A 13,480-nucleotide genomic window follows, 5' to 3' on the forward strand; every position below is an offset into this window, starting at 1 on the left:
GCTTCATACAACTCGCATCCCAACGCCACAACACATCGGCTTACGCGTTCTTCAACACGCTAAAATAGCGCTTTAGCCGGATGTCTTCACGGCTTTTGTAAAACAGGTCCCCATGCTACGTCTAAGCGAAATCAAGCTGCCGCTTGAGCATTCGGAAAGCGAACTCGAGTCGGCAATTCGCTCACGTCTCGCGCTTATTCATGTCCCCGCCGATGGTCTGATCCGCTATACGGTATTCCGTCGCGCGCACGATGCGCGCAAGCGCTCAGACATCAAACTCACGTACATCGTCGATGTCGACGTGAAGGACGAAGCCGCAGCGCTTCGTTATCTCGACGACCAGCCGCATTGCAGCGTTACACCAGACATGGCGTACAAATTCGTCGCGAAGGCACCGGTGTCGATGACATCGCCGAGGCCTGTAGTGATCGGCATGGGACCGTGCGGTTTGTTCGCCGGATTGATTCTCGCACAGATGGGCTTTCGTCCCATCATCCTGGAACGTGGCAAGGCTGTTCGCGAACGGACCAAGGACACTTGGGGCTTGTGGCGAAAAAACGTGCTGAACCCCGAGTCGAACGTGCAGTTTGGCGAAGGCGGTGCCGGGACGTTTTCGGACGGCAAGCTCTACAGCCAGATCAAAGACCCGAAGCACTACGGGCGTAAGGTGCTCGAAGAGTTCGTGCTTGCCGGCGCGCCCGAAGACATTCTCTATCTGAGCCGGCCGCATATCGGTACGTTCCGACTGGTGGGGATGGTCGAGAAAATGCGCGCGACAATTCATCAACTCGGTGGTGAGGTGCGCTTCGAATCGCGTGTCGAAGATATTGAGATCGATGGCGGCAAGGTGCGAAGTCTCACGCTTTCGAACGGCGAAACGCTGCGCTGCGACCACGTCGTGTTGTCGGTGGGACATAGCGCACGAGATACGTTCGAGATGCTGCACGATCGCGGCGTCTACATGGAAGCAAAACCGTTTTCACTCGGGTTTCGGATCGAGCATCCGCAAGGATTGATCGATCGGAGCCGGTTCGGCAAATTTGCCGGCCATAAGCTATTAGGCGCAGCCGATTACAAAGTCGTCCATCATTGCAGCAACGGTCGGGCGGTCTATAGTTTTTGCATGTGTCCGGGTGGAACCGTGGTCGCGGCAGCATCGGAACCGGGACGTGTCGTCACGAACGGGATGAGCCAATATTCGCGCAATGAGCGTAATGCGAATGCGGGCATTGTCGTCGGAATTACGCCGGACGATTTCCCGGGCGGTCCGCTAGCAGGGATCGCGTTTCAAAGGCAGTGGGAGGAGCGCGCGTTCGAGCTTGGCGGCGGCGATTACTGCGCGCCGGCGCAGTTGGTCGGCGACTTTATTGCGAGACGGCCGTCTACCGAGCTGGGGTCCGTCGAACCGTCGTACAAACCTGGCGTTCGTATGACTGACCTGACCAGCGCATTGCCGGAGTACGTGGTTGAGGCGATTCGCGAAGCATTGCCGCAGATCGACAAGAAGATTCCCGGCTTCGCTATGCACGATGCGGTGCTGACGGGCGTCGAAACGCGCACGTCGTCACCAATACGAGTTCGCCGAAAGGACGATTATCAAAGCGTGAATGTCGATGGTCTTTATCCCGCGGGCGAAGGTGCGGGATATGCCGGTGGTATTTATTCGGCCGCGATCGATGGGATAGAAGTGGCCGAGGCGCTGGCATTGAAAATGATGGCGGGTTAAGGCGCTGTGCCGCGTCGGCCTGATGATCGAATGCTGCCCATGACGACGTATTTATTCGCCAGTGCCCGACGGGTTACCCGCGACTGAGGCACGGTCGCCGGACGATGGCGGATCTACTTCTCGCGATGCCTCGGCGCGGGAATGCAAATGGCGCAGGATTGCCTTAGCCGAGATCAATGGCATCGAAACGATTAAGGCACCGAAGCAAACCACGGTCATTGTGCGTCACTCGCGCCAATCAAAACCCATCACGTAATCACACCCACCTGCCACGGCACGAACTCGTTCTGCCCGTAACCGTGCGCTTCGCTCTTCGATGGAACCCCCGACGCGCAGTCCAGCATCATCTGGAAAATGGCTTCTCCAAGCTGATCGATGGATGCCGTTCCGTCGACAACCCCACCGCAGTTGATATCGATGTCTTCTTCCTGCCGCTCCCACAGCGCCGTGTTCGTGGCGAGTTTGAGCGAAGGCGAGGGCGCGCAGCCGTAAGCCGAGCCACGTCCTGTTGTGAAGCAGATCAGATTCGCACCCGACGCAACCTGGCCTGTCGCCGAGACCGGGTCGTACCCGGGCGAGTCCATGAACACAAAACCCTTCGCATCGATAGGTTGAGCGTATTCATAGACCTCCACGAGCTTTGTCGTGCCACCTTTCGCCACCGCGCCTAGTGACTTTTCGAGGATCGTGGTCAAGCCGCCGACCTTGTTCCCTGCAGATGGATTGTTGTCCATCGCCGCACCGTTTCGCGCGCAATAATCCTCCCACCACTTGATGCGCGTCAGCAGTTTTTCGCCGACTTCCCGGCTCACCGCCCGTCGCGTGAGCAGATGCTCCGCACCGTAGACCTCGGGCGTCTCCGAGAGAATCGCCGTGCCGCCATGCTGAACCAGGCGGTCGACGGCCGCGCCCAGTGCTGGATTCGCCGAGATCCCCGAATAACCGTCCGAACCCCCGCATTGCAATCCGACCACCAAATGCGACGCCGGCACGGGTTCGCGTTCGACGCGGTTGGCATCGGCGAGCAGTTCTTTCACCATCGCGATGCCGCGCTCGATCGTCTTGCGTGTGCCGCCGCTGTCCTGGATCGTGAAGCTGCGCAGTTTCGCGCCGTTATCTTTTAGGCCGGCCGAACCGAGGATGCCTGAGATCTGATTCGTCTCGCAGCCCAGGCCGATGAACAGTACCGAATGAAAGTTCGGATGGACGGCGTAACCCGCGAGGGTACGACGCAGGATCGCGATGCCGTCGCCGAGAGAATCGATGCCGCAGCCCAGACCATGCGTCAACGCGATCACGCCATCCACGTTCGGATAATCGGCGAGCGCTTCAGGACGGACATCGCGGCGAAAGTGATCGGCGATAGCCCTTGCCACTGTGGCCGAACAGTTCACACTCGTCAGGATACCGATGTAATTGCGCGTGGCCACACGACCGTCGTCGCGACGAATACCCATGAATGTGGCGGGTTTATCGGCGAAATGGGTTTCGCGGATATCGACGCCGAACTCGTGCTCGCGCTTGAAATTCGCCATGCCGAGGTTGTGGACATGAACATGCTGGCCGCGCGAGATGGCATTCAGTGCCACCCCGATGATCTGGTTGTAGCGCCGTACGGCTTCACCTTTGGCGATGTCGCGCGTCGCTATCTTGTGGCCCGGCGGAATCAGCCCGCTCACCACAAGCGGTTCGACTTCAGACGTAATGCGGGCGCCCGACATGAGCTGACGCGTCGCGATCACGACATCGTCGTTTGGATGAAGGCGGATAACGGTGTGATCGATAGGCATGGTAAGTATTCCTCAGGACAGCGCCGCGATAAGCCGCCGCTGGTCGATATTCAAGCCGAGTTGATGCGCGAGCTCGACAGCCTGTTTGAAACGGCGCTGTTTTTTCTCTGCGTGGTTACGCGCGATGTCGGAGAGCCGGTGATCCAGGAACGGATTTTCGAAACGGTCCCGGACATCGACGAGATAGGCGCGTGCGGCGTCGTGCTCGCCGAGGGCATCGAAGATGGGCAGCACTTCGTCGCGCCATGTCGATTCCAATGTCGTACGCCATGCTTCGTGGCGCATGGCGTCGCGGACGTTGGTATCGGCGGCGGCAGGATCTGCGAGCCAGAGTTCCGCGAGCATCGTATGGCCGAGGTTGAGCAGCAGAAGTTTGAGGCGCTCGTAGTGGGCGAGATCGTCGGTGAGGACGATGTCCTCGTGCTCGCATGGAAGGACCATGCCGGGTTGGCGTTCAATTGCCCATAACGCGTAGGACTCGGCAATGGCGCCAACGGGATGTATCGGCTCGGAGACAATGCGGTCGACCAGCGAATTTACCCAGATGCAATCGTGTTGCAGATAGCGGATGAACGCATCGTCTGCTCGCCATTGCTTCGCCATGCCGATAACCAGGTCGCGCAATGTGTCGCCGTTACGCGATACCAGTTCGCAAGGCAGCAAGGTCATCGGCTCCGCGCTCGCGATAAACCGGTCGTGTAGCAAGAGCGCCAGCTTGGCGGGAAAACCGCGCGGGACGGAGTTTTCCTCAAGGCTTCGCGCGATGTCGTCTTCAAAGGAGGCGTAGCCGGTATCGCCGGTGTTCGACACGATCACCTTGACGTCGTGCCGCACGCGCTCACGTAGCGTTGGCCAGTCATCGGCGGCGTTGAGGGCTTCGGTGATCGCGTCGCATTGAACGGTGACGTCGATCGTCGCCGCGCCTTGTTGGCCGCGAATCCGCACGGGATAGATGCTTGAGGCGCGCAACGCGTCGATCCGCGCCCGGCTTTGCGCATTCGATGTGCTCTGCACGACGGTAATCCGTCCGAGCGCCTGCGATGGCTCACGTCGCGTAGCCTCCGCAACGAACAAATCGACGTGCGCCTGAAGAAAGCGGCTCGTGCCGAACTGGAGAATCGGATTGCTCATCGTCTATACGGTCGTGTCAGCACTCGACCAGTGCTTTAATCACGCCCGCAGATGGGTCGAGCAGTTTGGAAAATTCGTTCGGCAAATCACTCAGCTTGAGCGTGTGCGTGTTCAGCGCCGCCGTGGGAATGAATCCCGCTCGCATGGCCTTCAGCACGGTTTCGAAGTCGTCCGGCGTGGCGTTGCGGCTCGCGAGCAGGGTCGTCTCGCGTTTGTGAAACTCGGGATCGGCGAAGGAGATTCGGTCACTAACAATCGATATCAGCACGTATTTTCCGCCATGTGCGACGAATTCCAGGCCGCGCTCCATCGCTTTCACGTTGCCAGTGGCGTCGAAGACGATATCGAAAAACTCGTTGCCCGTGAGTTCCGCAAGCTGTTTTGCATCCGCGGCGGCGCCGGTTGTATCCAGGCGCACGACATGGTCGGCGTTCAGCAGCGTCTCGCAGAATCGCAGCCGGTCCTCGCGGCCATCGAGCACGGTGACTTCGGCGCCGCGCAGCTTGGCGAAGATCAACGCAGCCATTCCAATCGGCCCGGTGCCGACCACCAGCGCACGCTGTTTTGGCTGCACATCGGCTCGCGCGACAGCGTGCGCCCCGATGGCCAGGAATTCGATCATTGCGGCTTGATCGAGCGTCACGCCGTCGGCTTTGAACACAAACGCCTGCGGCACGGCGAGTTGCTCGACGAGGCCGCCATCGGTATGGACGCCCAGGACGCGAATATTCATGCAGCAATTCGGCTTTTTAGCCCGGCACGCGATACATTTCCCACACGCCAGATAGGGCATCACGTAAACCTGATCGCCCTTTGCCACGCGTGCGCCGGCCGGCGCGGATTCCACGATCCCCGACAACTCGTGCCCCATCACCCGCGGATACGATAGATACGGCTGATTCCCGGTATAGATATGCAAGTCCGTACCGCACACGCCGACACGTTTGATGCGGATCAGAACGTCGTCGATACCGGGTTCAGGCGATGGGCGATCAATCAGGACGAGCGAGCCGGGTTGTTCGCAGATGACAGTTTTCATGGGAATAGGATGATTTTTTGGCCTTACCAGAACGCATGTTAGTTTCCTAAAACGGAATTGGTCAAGCCAATTAGCGCTGGCTAGGGGTTTGGCCTGACCATCGGGGCATCGTTGTTTAGAATTCAGACTTTCCGCCGATCCGGCCTGCCTGCCCACATAAGGAGCCTTCGTGGCTGTCAAACCCGTTGAGACGCGTCGTCTCTACCTTCAGATCGCCGATAAACTCCGCGCGCGGATCGAAGAACAAGGCTTCGCGCCGAACGGCCGCTTGCCGTCCGAGCGTGAGCTGGCGCTGATGCTGGGGGTGTCGAGGCCGTCGGTGAGAGAGGCGCTGGTGGCGCTGGAGCTGGAAGGGCGCGTGGAAATCCGGATGGGATCGGGCGTCTATATCTGTGCGCCGCCCGCGTCCGGGTCGCGCCCGAATCCGCCGCCGGGAACGGAATTCGGCGAAAGTCTGCTCGAAATCATGACCGCTCGAATGGTGATCGAAGGGGCGATAGCGGCGAATGTTGCGGCGTTCGGCAAACCGAAAGCGCTCAAGGCGCTGCGCGAGATCTACGAAAACATGGCGCGGGAAGTGGCGGACGGGCAAATTCCGCTGGCGGCGGACCGCGCGTTTCATTTAGCCGTCGCGCAGATGTCAGGAAACGATGTGCTGGTGCGCACGGTAGCGGGTCTTTTCGATGAACGGCATAGCCCGCTGTCATCCAAACTGCGCGTGCATTTTGAGGGGGAGGAAACCTGGGTGGCCGCGTTAAGCGAGCATAAGGACATACTGGACGCGCTCGAAGCGCGCGATGCCATTCAGGCCCAAGCGTCGATGCAGCGCCATTTGAAGGCGTCGTATGAGCGGCTGATGACGCGCCGCAAGCATTGAAAATATTGCATCAAGCCAGTCCGCAATCAACCCGGACTGGCCGCCGAACTACGTACAACCAGTATGCAAGCAACCGTTCAACCAGGATAAGCCTCGTCCACTTTCAGCCCGGCGAGCTTGAAGATTACGCGCAGCGTCTGCGGCGCAATCTCGCGCCGCGAGGCGAGGGTTGTCAACACGAAATCCATCACTTTCGCGTACTTGAGCATGGTCAGGCACGTTTCCATGTCGGTGGTGCCGTCGCGCATGACTTCCGCGAGCCGCAACATTTCGCCGGAAATTTCTCGGGCCATTTCGAGTTCAAGTTGCTGTTTTTCGCTCCACTCGGGCATTGACGTGAGCTTTGCAAGCATTTCCTGAAACTGCTGTTCGGCTTTACTGTCTCGGATTGGGTCCATCGCCGTCCTCATTTTGTTCGCGCGTTCCCCGTGGGAACACGCCGTGTGCGTTAGGTGTTACGTAACAGGCCGTGCGTCGACGTTCGCCGGTGTGTTTCACTGGCATGGCCTCGCGCGTTGCGGAGGTCATTGATTGGTCGCGCCTGCCTTGCTACCAGGGGTCCTGCTATAAAAGTCGCGGCCTTGTGCCGCCGTAATATCCGTCCATCCCGTTGGTTGTCCCGTTCTAAATGCACGAAATGTTCCATCAAAAACCGGGGTTCCTCAGTGCCTGTTGAGGAGACTCGAAACCTCCGACAGTTTCCGATGCTGCGTCATGCGGGTGCGTCTATGCGCTTTTGGGTAAACTTGCCGATTTACATCGATACAACCAGCGGTTAGCGCACACTTCGCGCCGAAAATTCCGCGCGACCCTGCCTACAGAATCACTACGGTATCCAGACGATGGCCAAGAAGTCCCGGGCGCCGAACGCGCCCATTGCATCAACGGATTCGTCCGATCAAAAGCCGGAAACATCGGCCAAGCACGACATTCGTCCTGGTCAGTCCCTCGAACTTTTGAAGGAACTGCACATCTTGACGCGCGACGGCAAGATGAATCAAGACAGCCGTCGGAAGTTGAAACAGGTCTATCACCTGTTTCAGTTCATCGAACCTTTGCTTGCGGAAATTCATGCAAAAGAGGGTTCGGTGACGCTGGTCGATCATGGAGCGGGCAAGTCTTACCTTGGCTTCATTCTCTACGATCTCTACTTCAAAGCTCTGCGCGATCGGTCACATATCTTTGGCATTGAGACGCGTTCGGAGCTAGTCGAAAAGTCGGAGGAATTGGCCGCGCGGCTGGGATTCGAGGGTATGTCGTTCGTGAATCTATCGGTGGCCGAATCGATTACGTCAGACCGTTTGCCTGAAACCGTGGATGTTGTCACGGCACTGCATGCATGCAATACCGCCACCGACGACGCGATTCATTTCGCTTTGCAGAAGAAAGCGAAAGCCATTGTGGTGGTGCCGTGTTGTCAGGCCGAAGTGGCGTCGGTTCTACGTAAGAACAAAGGGCATTCGCTTTCGAAGAACGTGCTGACGGAGATGTGGCGGCATCCGCTGCATACGCGCGAATTCGGCAGTCAGATCACGAATGTGCTGCGCTGCCTGCAACTGGAATCGCATGGGTACCAGGTCAGCGTGACGGAACTTGTCGGCTGGGAGCACTCGATGAAAAACGAGTTGATCATCGCGCAGTTCAAGGATCTGCCGCGCGGAAAACCCGCGCAGCGTTTGTCCGATGTGCTGGAGACGCTCGGTCTGGAAGAGATGCGCGAGCGGTTCTTTACGACTTGACGTTATGGCTTGACACTTGCGTCGCGTTTCAGATGTTCGAGCCAGCCTGCGTGGCCGAGACGGCGCAGCGTGGCCATGTTGCGCTCGTAGATATCGGCGGCGTCGGGGAATGCTTCCACTGCGCGTTCAATGCTTGCCTCACGCAGCAAATGGAAGATTGGGTACGGCGCGCGGTTCGTGAAATTTTCGATGTCGTCGGGCTCGGCGTCATCGAATTGATAGTTCGGATGAAAGCTCGCGATCTGTAGTTCACCTTCCAGCTTGAGTTGTCTCAGGAGGGTATCGGCGAAATGAAGGGCGTCGTTGTAGTCGGCGAAATCGGCGAGCGCGTGCGGGACGATCAACAACGTTGTGTCAGTCTTTTCCGGATCGGTGTCCGCCAGATGCTTCAGTTCGGTTTCGATATCGGCGAGCACCTCTTCGAACGTGCGCGCTTCGCTGACGGCGTAGCGGATCTGGTCCTTCACATACACAGCCTTGGCAAACGGGCACAGGTTCAGCCCGATGACTGCCCGCGTGAGCCAATTCCGCGTTGAATCGATAATCTCTTCGTTCACAGTTCAATCCTGTTTTCGCCGCAAGCGGCTTGCACGAGTAGCGCGGCCGCGGCGGGCGCTGCGCGCATCGGTCCGCAACCGGGGCCGAACGTCTGACTCGCGGCGTATATGCCTTCTATCAGCAACGCGAGGGAATCGGCGAGAAGTCGAGGGTCGGCCGCGCCCGCCGCAGTCGATAACTCCAGCAGCCGCGCCATCAGATACTGCTTGTTGTGCGCCACCGATACCCGCGCCGGATGCTCGCGATCCGCGAATTCGCAGGCCACGTTCACGAACGGACAGCCGCGATAATCCGGATTCGATGCCCGTTCGACAAGGTCGGCAATGCTCTGCACAAGCGCCTTCGCCGGTTGATCCGGATGCTTCGCGATATTGCGTTCGACCCGTTCCCGAAAACGCGCGTCCATGCGCGTGAGATACGCCACCACCAGATCGTCCTTCGACGAAAACTGCCGGTACACGCTCATCTTGTTCACGCCCGCGCGTTCGACCACAGCGTCCACGCTGACCGCCCGAATGCCGTCGCGATAAAACAGCTGCTCCGCGGCGTCGAGCAATTGCTCCTGCGCGGTGGCGCCGTCCATATGCCGGCGGACGGTTTTTTTATCGGTGACAGTGTCTTCATTCGATACGCGTACCACGGCATGTCCTTTACTTCTGAAGGGATTCTTGACATGTTACCGAGCAGTCACTAAGCTCGCAACCTAAATGTGACTGGGCGGTAACGTTCGTCGAAACATGGTCGAAACGCTGTTGCAAGATAACCAGAAGAAACCGGAGCGAAGGATGAATTGGGCAGCCAGGCGGCTTTCGGGCCGCATGCATTACGCGTGGATATCGGTAGGGGTCGTGTTTCTTGTGTTGCTCGCGGCGGCCGGTACGCGTGCGACACCCAGCGTCATGATGTTGCCGCTCGAACAGCAATTCGGCTGGAGCCGCGCGACCATTTCCCTCGCGATCTCCATCAACCTGGCGCTGTACGGCCTGACCGGGCCGTTCGCCGCCGCGGCAATGCAGCGCTTCGGCGTGCGCCCCACGGTGCTCGTCGCGCTGGGGACGCTGTCGGCAGGCGTGGCGTTGTCGGCGCTGATGACCGCACCGTGGCAAATGATCCTGGTGTGGGGCGTGCTGGTGGGCGGCGCCACCGGAGTGGCTGCCATGACGCTGGCGGCCACGGTGGTGAATCGCTGGTTCACGACGCATCGCGGACTGGCGATGGGGATTCTCACCGCCAGTTCGGCCACCGGCCAGCTTGTGTTCCTGCCGGTGCTCGCTGCTATTGCGGAGCGTTTCGGATGGCGTCCAGTGGTGCTGGTCGTCGCGGCGGCTGCGGCGGTGGCGTTGCCCCTGGTGGCGTGGCTGCTGCCGGAGCGTCCCGCCGATCTCGTGCTGCGCCCGTTCGGTGAAGCCGCCGATGCGCCGCCGCCCGTTCCCGTCGCACAGAAGAATCCGATCAAGCTCGCTTTCGGCACGTTGGGCATGGCGAGCAAGACGCGTGATTTCTGGCTGCTGTCAGGCAGCTTTTTTATCTGCGGCGCGAGCACGAATGGGTATATCGGTACGCATCTGATCGCAATGTGCGCCGATCACGGCATGACCGAAGTGCAGGGCGCGGGTCTTCTCGCCGCCATGGGCATTTTTGATCTCTTCGGCACCACGCTGTCCGGCTGGCTGTCCGATCGCTTCAACGCTCGCGTGCTGCTGTTCTGGTACTACGGCTTGCGCGGGTTGTCGTTGATGTTCCTGCCGCACGCGTTTGGTATCGACTTCTATGGACTGCCGGTCTTCGCGGTGTTCTACGGGCTGGATTGGGTGGCAACCGTGCCGCCGACCGTCCGGCTCGCTACCGATGTCTACGGCAAGGAGTCGGCGCCTATCGTGTTTGGCTGGGTCGTGGCGGCGCATCAGCTCGGCGCGGCGTTCGCGGCGCTTGGCGGCGGCATGCTGCGCGCGAGTCTCGGCACCTACACCGTCGCGACGATGATTTCCGGCAGCCTGTGTATTGTCGCCGCCGTGATGGTCTTGCGGATCAACAAAGCTCCGCGTTCACTACGGGCAGTGGCGACCTGACATCGGCCGCTCGCCGGCGTGTCGGCCGGGTAGCGAATTCAATCTCGCAGCGCGGGTTTGCCAGCTTGGTTATTCTTATGGTCTTGCAGCGTGCCTGTGAGCGCACGCTGTCCGGATCAACCAACCAGGGACTGCCGCATGACCGAAAAAATCGCACCTACTGAAGTCGCAATCGATCCGCTGCTGGCCGGCCGCTGGAGCCCGCGGGCGATATCGAACAAGGCGGTAAGCCGCGAGCAATTGCATAGCGTGCTGGAGGCCGCGCGCTGGGCGCCGTCTTCGTACAACATGCAGCCGTGGCGTTTCCTGACCTTCGATCGTAACCACGATGAAGCCGCTTTCCAGAAGGCTTTCGCCACGCTGGTGCCGTTCAACCAGGGCTGGAACGCGAACGTACCCGTGCTGATTTGCGTGCTGGCGAAGACCTTGACGCCTAAGGGCGATGTGAACCGCGTGGCTCCGTACGATGCGGGCGCGGCGGGTTTGTCGCTGACGCTCCAGGCTCACGCGCTCGGTCTGGTCGCGCACCAAATGGCCGGTTTCGATACCAACGCGTTCCGCGAGGCTTTCTCGCCGCCGGACGATGTAGAAGTGATCGCGATGATCGCGCTGGGACATCACGGCGATCCCGCCTTGCTCGACGAAGTTCTGCTTGAGCGCGAAAACGCACCGCGCTCGCGCGCGCCGATTGGCGAAATCGCATTCGATGGCGCTTGGGGCAAGGCGTTCAAATAAGCGGTTTGAGCAAGCTGCACATGCTGGACAAGCGCGGTTGTCGGATAGGATCCGAATCGATTGCCGCGAAGTCCCTGAATCCCCGAAGCTCGACGTTTCGGGGATTTTTTATTTTTGGCTACAGGAACGCGCAGGAAACGCTCAATCCCCCTCCGCCGATGACAACGGCCGCGCCACGTCCTCCAGCGATTTACGTTCCGCCGATACCCCCCAGATTCCCGCGACAACCGCCGCCAGCACCATCAGCGCAGAGCCGATCAGATAGCCCACAAACACCGCGCCGCGCTGATGTGTGTCAATGAGCCGGCCGAACAGCGCCGGCCCGGCAATGCCGCCCAGCGCCGTCCCGAAGGCATAGAAAATCGCAATGGCCAGCGCTCGAATCTCGAGGGGAAAGGTTTCGCTGACGGTGAGATACGCCGAACTCGCCGCCGACGATGCAAAGAAGAAGATCACCATCCAGGAAATAGTCTGCGTGGTGCTTGTCAGCCAGCCCTGCTCGAACATATATCCGCTGATGGTCAGCAAAACACCCGACATACCGTAGGTGAAGGCGATCATCTTGCGCCGGCCGAGGATATCGAAGAGTTTGCCGAGCATGATCGGCCCGAGGAAATTGCCGACGGCGAACGGCAACACATACCAGCCGATGTGATCCCCTGGCACACCGTAGAAATCGGTCAGCACCAGCGCGTAGGTGAAAAAGATCGCGTTATAGAAGAACGCCTGGGCGGTCATCAGCGTCAACCCGACCAGCGAGCGCCGCCGATGCGAATGAAACAGCGAGTGGAGCACTTCACTGAGTTTCGTGTGATCGCGGGCGTGCAGGCGCAGTGGCTTGACGGGATCGGCGGGCAATGTCACACCATGTTCGCGAAACTTCCCCTCGATGCCCTCCACAATCTCCTTCGCCTCGTCCACACGGTTATGCGTGATCAGCCAGCGTGGACTTTCGGGCACCCACATGCGCATGAAAAGGATCAGCAATCCCAGGATTGCGCCGATCAGAAAACACGCCCGCCAGCCGTAATCGGGCGGCAGCAAGCCAGGATCGAGCAGCACGATCGAACCCGCCGCGCCCAATCCCGCGCCCACCCAGAACGTGCCGTTGATCGCCAGGTCCGTCCAGCCGCGCACGCGGGCGGGGGTGAACTCCTGGATCGTGGAATTGATCGCTGTGTATTCGCCCCCGATCCCCGCGCCGGTCAGGAAGCGAAACAGCACAAAACTCGCGAGATTCCATGAAACGGCGGTAGCCGCCGTGGCCGCTACATACAAAAACAACGTGATGAAAAAGAGCTTGCGACGCCCGAGCCGGTCTGTAAGCCAGCCGAAACCCAGCGCGCCGATCACCGCACCCGCAATGTAGGCGCTACCGGCGAACCCGACATCGGCGTTCGAAAACTTCAGCACGTGACTGGTTTTCAACGCGCTGGCCACTGCGCCGGCGAGCGTCACTTCAAGCCCGTCGAGCAGCCACGTGATTCCGAGCGCCAGCACGATCAGCGTATGAAAGCGGCCCCACGGCAGCCGGTCGAGCCTTCCGGGCAGATCGGTTTCAATGATCCTCGCCGGCGCTTCCTTTTCTCCTTCAATCGTGCGGATGGTCGTAGCATCATTCATGCGTTTGGCCTATGACGTGGAAATAACCGGCTGCACGCGCCTCCGGCAGAGCATTAATTACCGGGTTTTCGAGCAAAATCCATTCCCCCGGCCATGTTTTTGATTGGTTGTTGATGTACTGCGCGTTACGTGCTAAAAACGCGCTCCACTTTTTGTTTGCGACGTCGGCCGCGTTCACGCTGCCGTCGCTCAC

The 13,480-nt window shown here is 59.7% G+C and carries 13 protein-coding genes; 5 read left to right on the forward strand and 8 right to left on the reverse strand.

All coding sequences use genetic code 11. The annotated features are described in order from the left end of the window. Positions 1–112 precede the first annotated feature (112 nt). Complete coding sequence (locus HB376_RS35925; RefSeq protein ID WP_213768458.1) at positions 113–1,726, forward strand: NAD(P)/FAD-dependent oxidoreductase; 1,614 nt, start codon at positions 113–115, stop codon at positions 1,724–1,726. Positions 1,727–1,974: 248 nt separating this feature from the next. Here HB376_RS35925 and HB376_RS35930 read toward each other — a convergent pair whose 3' ends face one another. Genes HB376_RS35930 through HB376_RS35940 form a run of 3 tightly spaced genes read right to left on the reverse strand, consistent with a single transcriptional unit; the run spans position 1,975 to position 5,686 of the window. Continuing rightward, positions 1,975–3,516, reverse strand: coding sequence for an altronate dehydratase family protein (locus HB376_RS35930; RefSeq protein WP_213768459.1), 1,542 nt, complete (start codon positions 3,514–3,516; stop codon positions 1,975–1,977). A 12-nt stretch (positions 3,517–3,528) separates the two neighbouring features. After that, entirely contained in the window at positions 3,529–4,647 is a 1,119-nt protein-coding gene (locus tag HB376_RS35935; RefSeq protein WP_213768460.1) for a mannitol dehydrogenase family protein, read from the reverse strand. Positions 4,648–4,663: 16 nt separating this feature from the next. Continuing rightward, complete coding sequence (locus tag HB376_RS35940; RefSeq protein ID WP_213768461.1) at positions 4,664–5,686, reverse strand: zinc-binding alcohol dehydrogenase family protein; 1,023 nt, start codon at positions 5,684–5,686, stop codon at positions 4,664–4,666. Positions 5,687–5,855: 169 nt separating this feature from the next. On the opposite strand from HB376_RS35940, the gene HB376_RS35945 reads away from it, so the two are divergent. After that, positions 5,856–6,563 carry an FCD domain-containing protein gene (locus tag HB376_RS35945; RefSeq protein WP_213768462.1) on the forward strand — a complete coding sequence of 236 codons (708 nt, stop codon included), beginning with the start codon at positions 5,856–5,858 and terminating at the stop codon, positions 6,561–6,563. Between the two features lie 77 nt (positions 6,564–6,640). On the opposite strand, the gene HB376_RS35950 is transcribed toward HB376_RS35945, so the two are convergent. After that, positions 6,641–6,961 (reverse strand): hypothetical protein, encoded by a 321-nt coding sequence (locus HB376_RS35950; RefSeq protein ID WP_031362147.1) that lies wholly within the window; start codon positions 6,959–6,961, stop codon positions 6,641–6,643. A gap of 444 nt (positions 6,962–7,405) precedes the next feature. Here HB376_RS35950 and HB376_RS35955 point away from each other — a divergent pair, with 444 nt between their 5' ends. After that, positions 7,406–8,302 (forward strand): SAM-dependent methyltransferase, encoded by an 897-nt coding sequence (locus HB376_RS35955; protein ID WP_255631765.1) that lies wholly within the window; start codon positions 7,406–7,408, stop codon positions 8,300–8,302. 2 nt (positions 8,303–8,304) lie between these two features. On the opposite strand, the gene HB376_RS35960 is transcribed toward HB376_RS35955, so the two are convergent. Continuing rightward, positions 8,305–8,859 carry a DUF1415 family protein gene (locus HB376_RS35960; protein ID WP_213768463.1) on the reverse strand — a complete coding sequence of 185 codons (555 nt, stop codon included), beginning with the start codon at positions 8,857–8,859 and terminating at the stop codon, positions 8,305–8,307. Continuing rightward, on the reverse strand, positions 8,856–9,443 hold the full coding sequence (locus HB376_RS35965) for a TetR/AcrR family transcriptional regulator (RefSeq protein ID WP_213768505.1): 588 nt from the start codon (positions 9,441–9,443) through the stop codon (positions 8,856–8,858). The genes HB376_RS35960 and HB376_RS35965 overlap by 4 nt, the downstream gene beginning before the upstream one ends. 202 nt (positions 9,444–9,645) lie before the next feature. Here HB376_RS35965 and HB376_RS35970 point away from each other — a divergent pair, with 202 nt between their 5' ends. Both HB376_RS35970 and HB376_RS35975 read left to right on the forward strand, forming a co-directional pair. Beyond that, entirely contained in the window at positions 9,646–10,929 is a 1,284-nt protein-coding gene (locus HB376_RS35970; protein WP_213768464.1) for an MFS transporter, read from the forward strand. A gap of 138 nt (positions 10,930–11,067) precedes the next feature. Beyond that, positions 11,068–11,664 (forward strand): nitroreductase family protein, encoded by a 597-nt coding sequence (locus HB376_RS35975; RefSeq protein WP_213768465.1) that lies wholly within the window; start codon positions 11,068–11,070, stop codon positions 11,662–11,664. 141 nt (positions 11,665–11,805) lie between these two features. Here HB376_RS35975 and HB376_RS35980 read toward each other — a convergent pair whose 3' ends face one another. Together HB376_RS35980 and HB376_RS35985 are read right to left on the reverse strand one after the other, a co-directional pair. After that, a complete protein-coding gene (locus HB376_RS35980) occupies positions 11,806–13,287 on the reverse strand; it encodes an MFS transporter (RefSeq protein WP_213768466.1) in 1,482 nt (493 codons plus the stop codon). Beyond that, positions 13,280–13,480 (reverse strand): hypothetical protein, encoded by a 201-nt coding sequence (locus tag HB376_RS35985; RefSeq protein ID WP_213768467.1) that lies wholly within the window; start codon positions 13,478–13,480, stop codon positions 13,280–13,282. The genes HB376_RS35980 and HB376_RS35985 overlap by 8 nt, the downstream gene beginning before the upstream one ends.

It is taken from the genome of Caballeronia sp. dw_19 (genome assembly GCF_018449515.1).
Taxonomy (GTDB): domain Bacteria; phylum Pseudomonadota; class Gammaproteobacteria; order Burkholderiales; family Burkholderiaceae; genus Caballeronia.

Bases quoted from the DNA above. Each gene is read 5' to 3' on its own strand.
- HB376_RS35925 (WP_213768458.1), top strand. From the start codon at position 113: ATGCTACGTCTAAGCGAAATCAAGCTGCCGCTTGAGCATTCGGAAAGC.
- HB376_RS35930 (WP_213768459.1), bottom strand. From the start codon at position 3,516: ATGCCTATCGATCACACCGTTATCCGCCTTCATCCAAACGACGATGTC.
- HB376_RS35935 (WP_213768460.1), bottom strand. From the start codon at position 4,647: ATGAGCAATCCGATTCTCCAGTTCGGCACGAGCCGCTTTCTTCAGGCG.
- HB376_RS35940 (WP_213768461.1), bottom strand. From the start codon at position 5,686: ATGAAAACTGTCATCTGCGAACAACCCGGCTCGCTCGTCCTGATTGAT.
- HB376_RS35950 (WP_031362147.1), bottom strand. From the start codon at position 6,961: ATGGACCCAATCCGAGACAGTAAAGCCGAACAGCAGTTTCAGGAAATG.
- HB376_RS35955 (WP_255631765.1), top strand. From the start codon at position 7,406: ATGGCCAAGAAGTCCCGGGCGCCGAACGCGCCCATTGCATCAACGGAT.
- HB376_RS35965 (WP_213768505.1), bottom strand. From the start codon at position 9,443: ATGGACGGCGCCACCGCGCAGGAGCAATTGCTCGACGCCGCGGAGCAG.
- HB376_RS35970 (WP_213768464.1), top strand. From the start codon at position 9,646: ATGAATTGGGCAGCCAGGCGGCTTTCGGGCCGCATGCATTACGCGTGG.
- HB376_RS35975 (WP_213768465.1), top strand. From the start codon at position 11,068: ATGACCGAAAAAATCGCACCTACTGAAGTCGCAATCGATCCGCTGCTG.
- HB376_RS35980 (WP_213768466.1), bottom strand. From the start codon at position 13,287: ATGAATGATGCTACGACCATCCGCACGATTGAAGGAGAAAAGGAAGCG.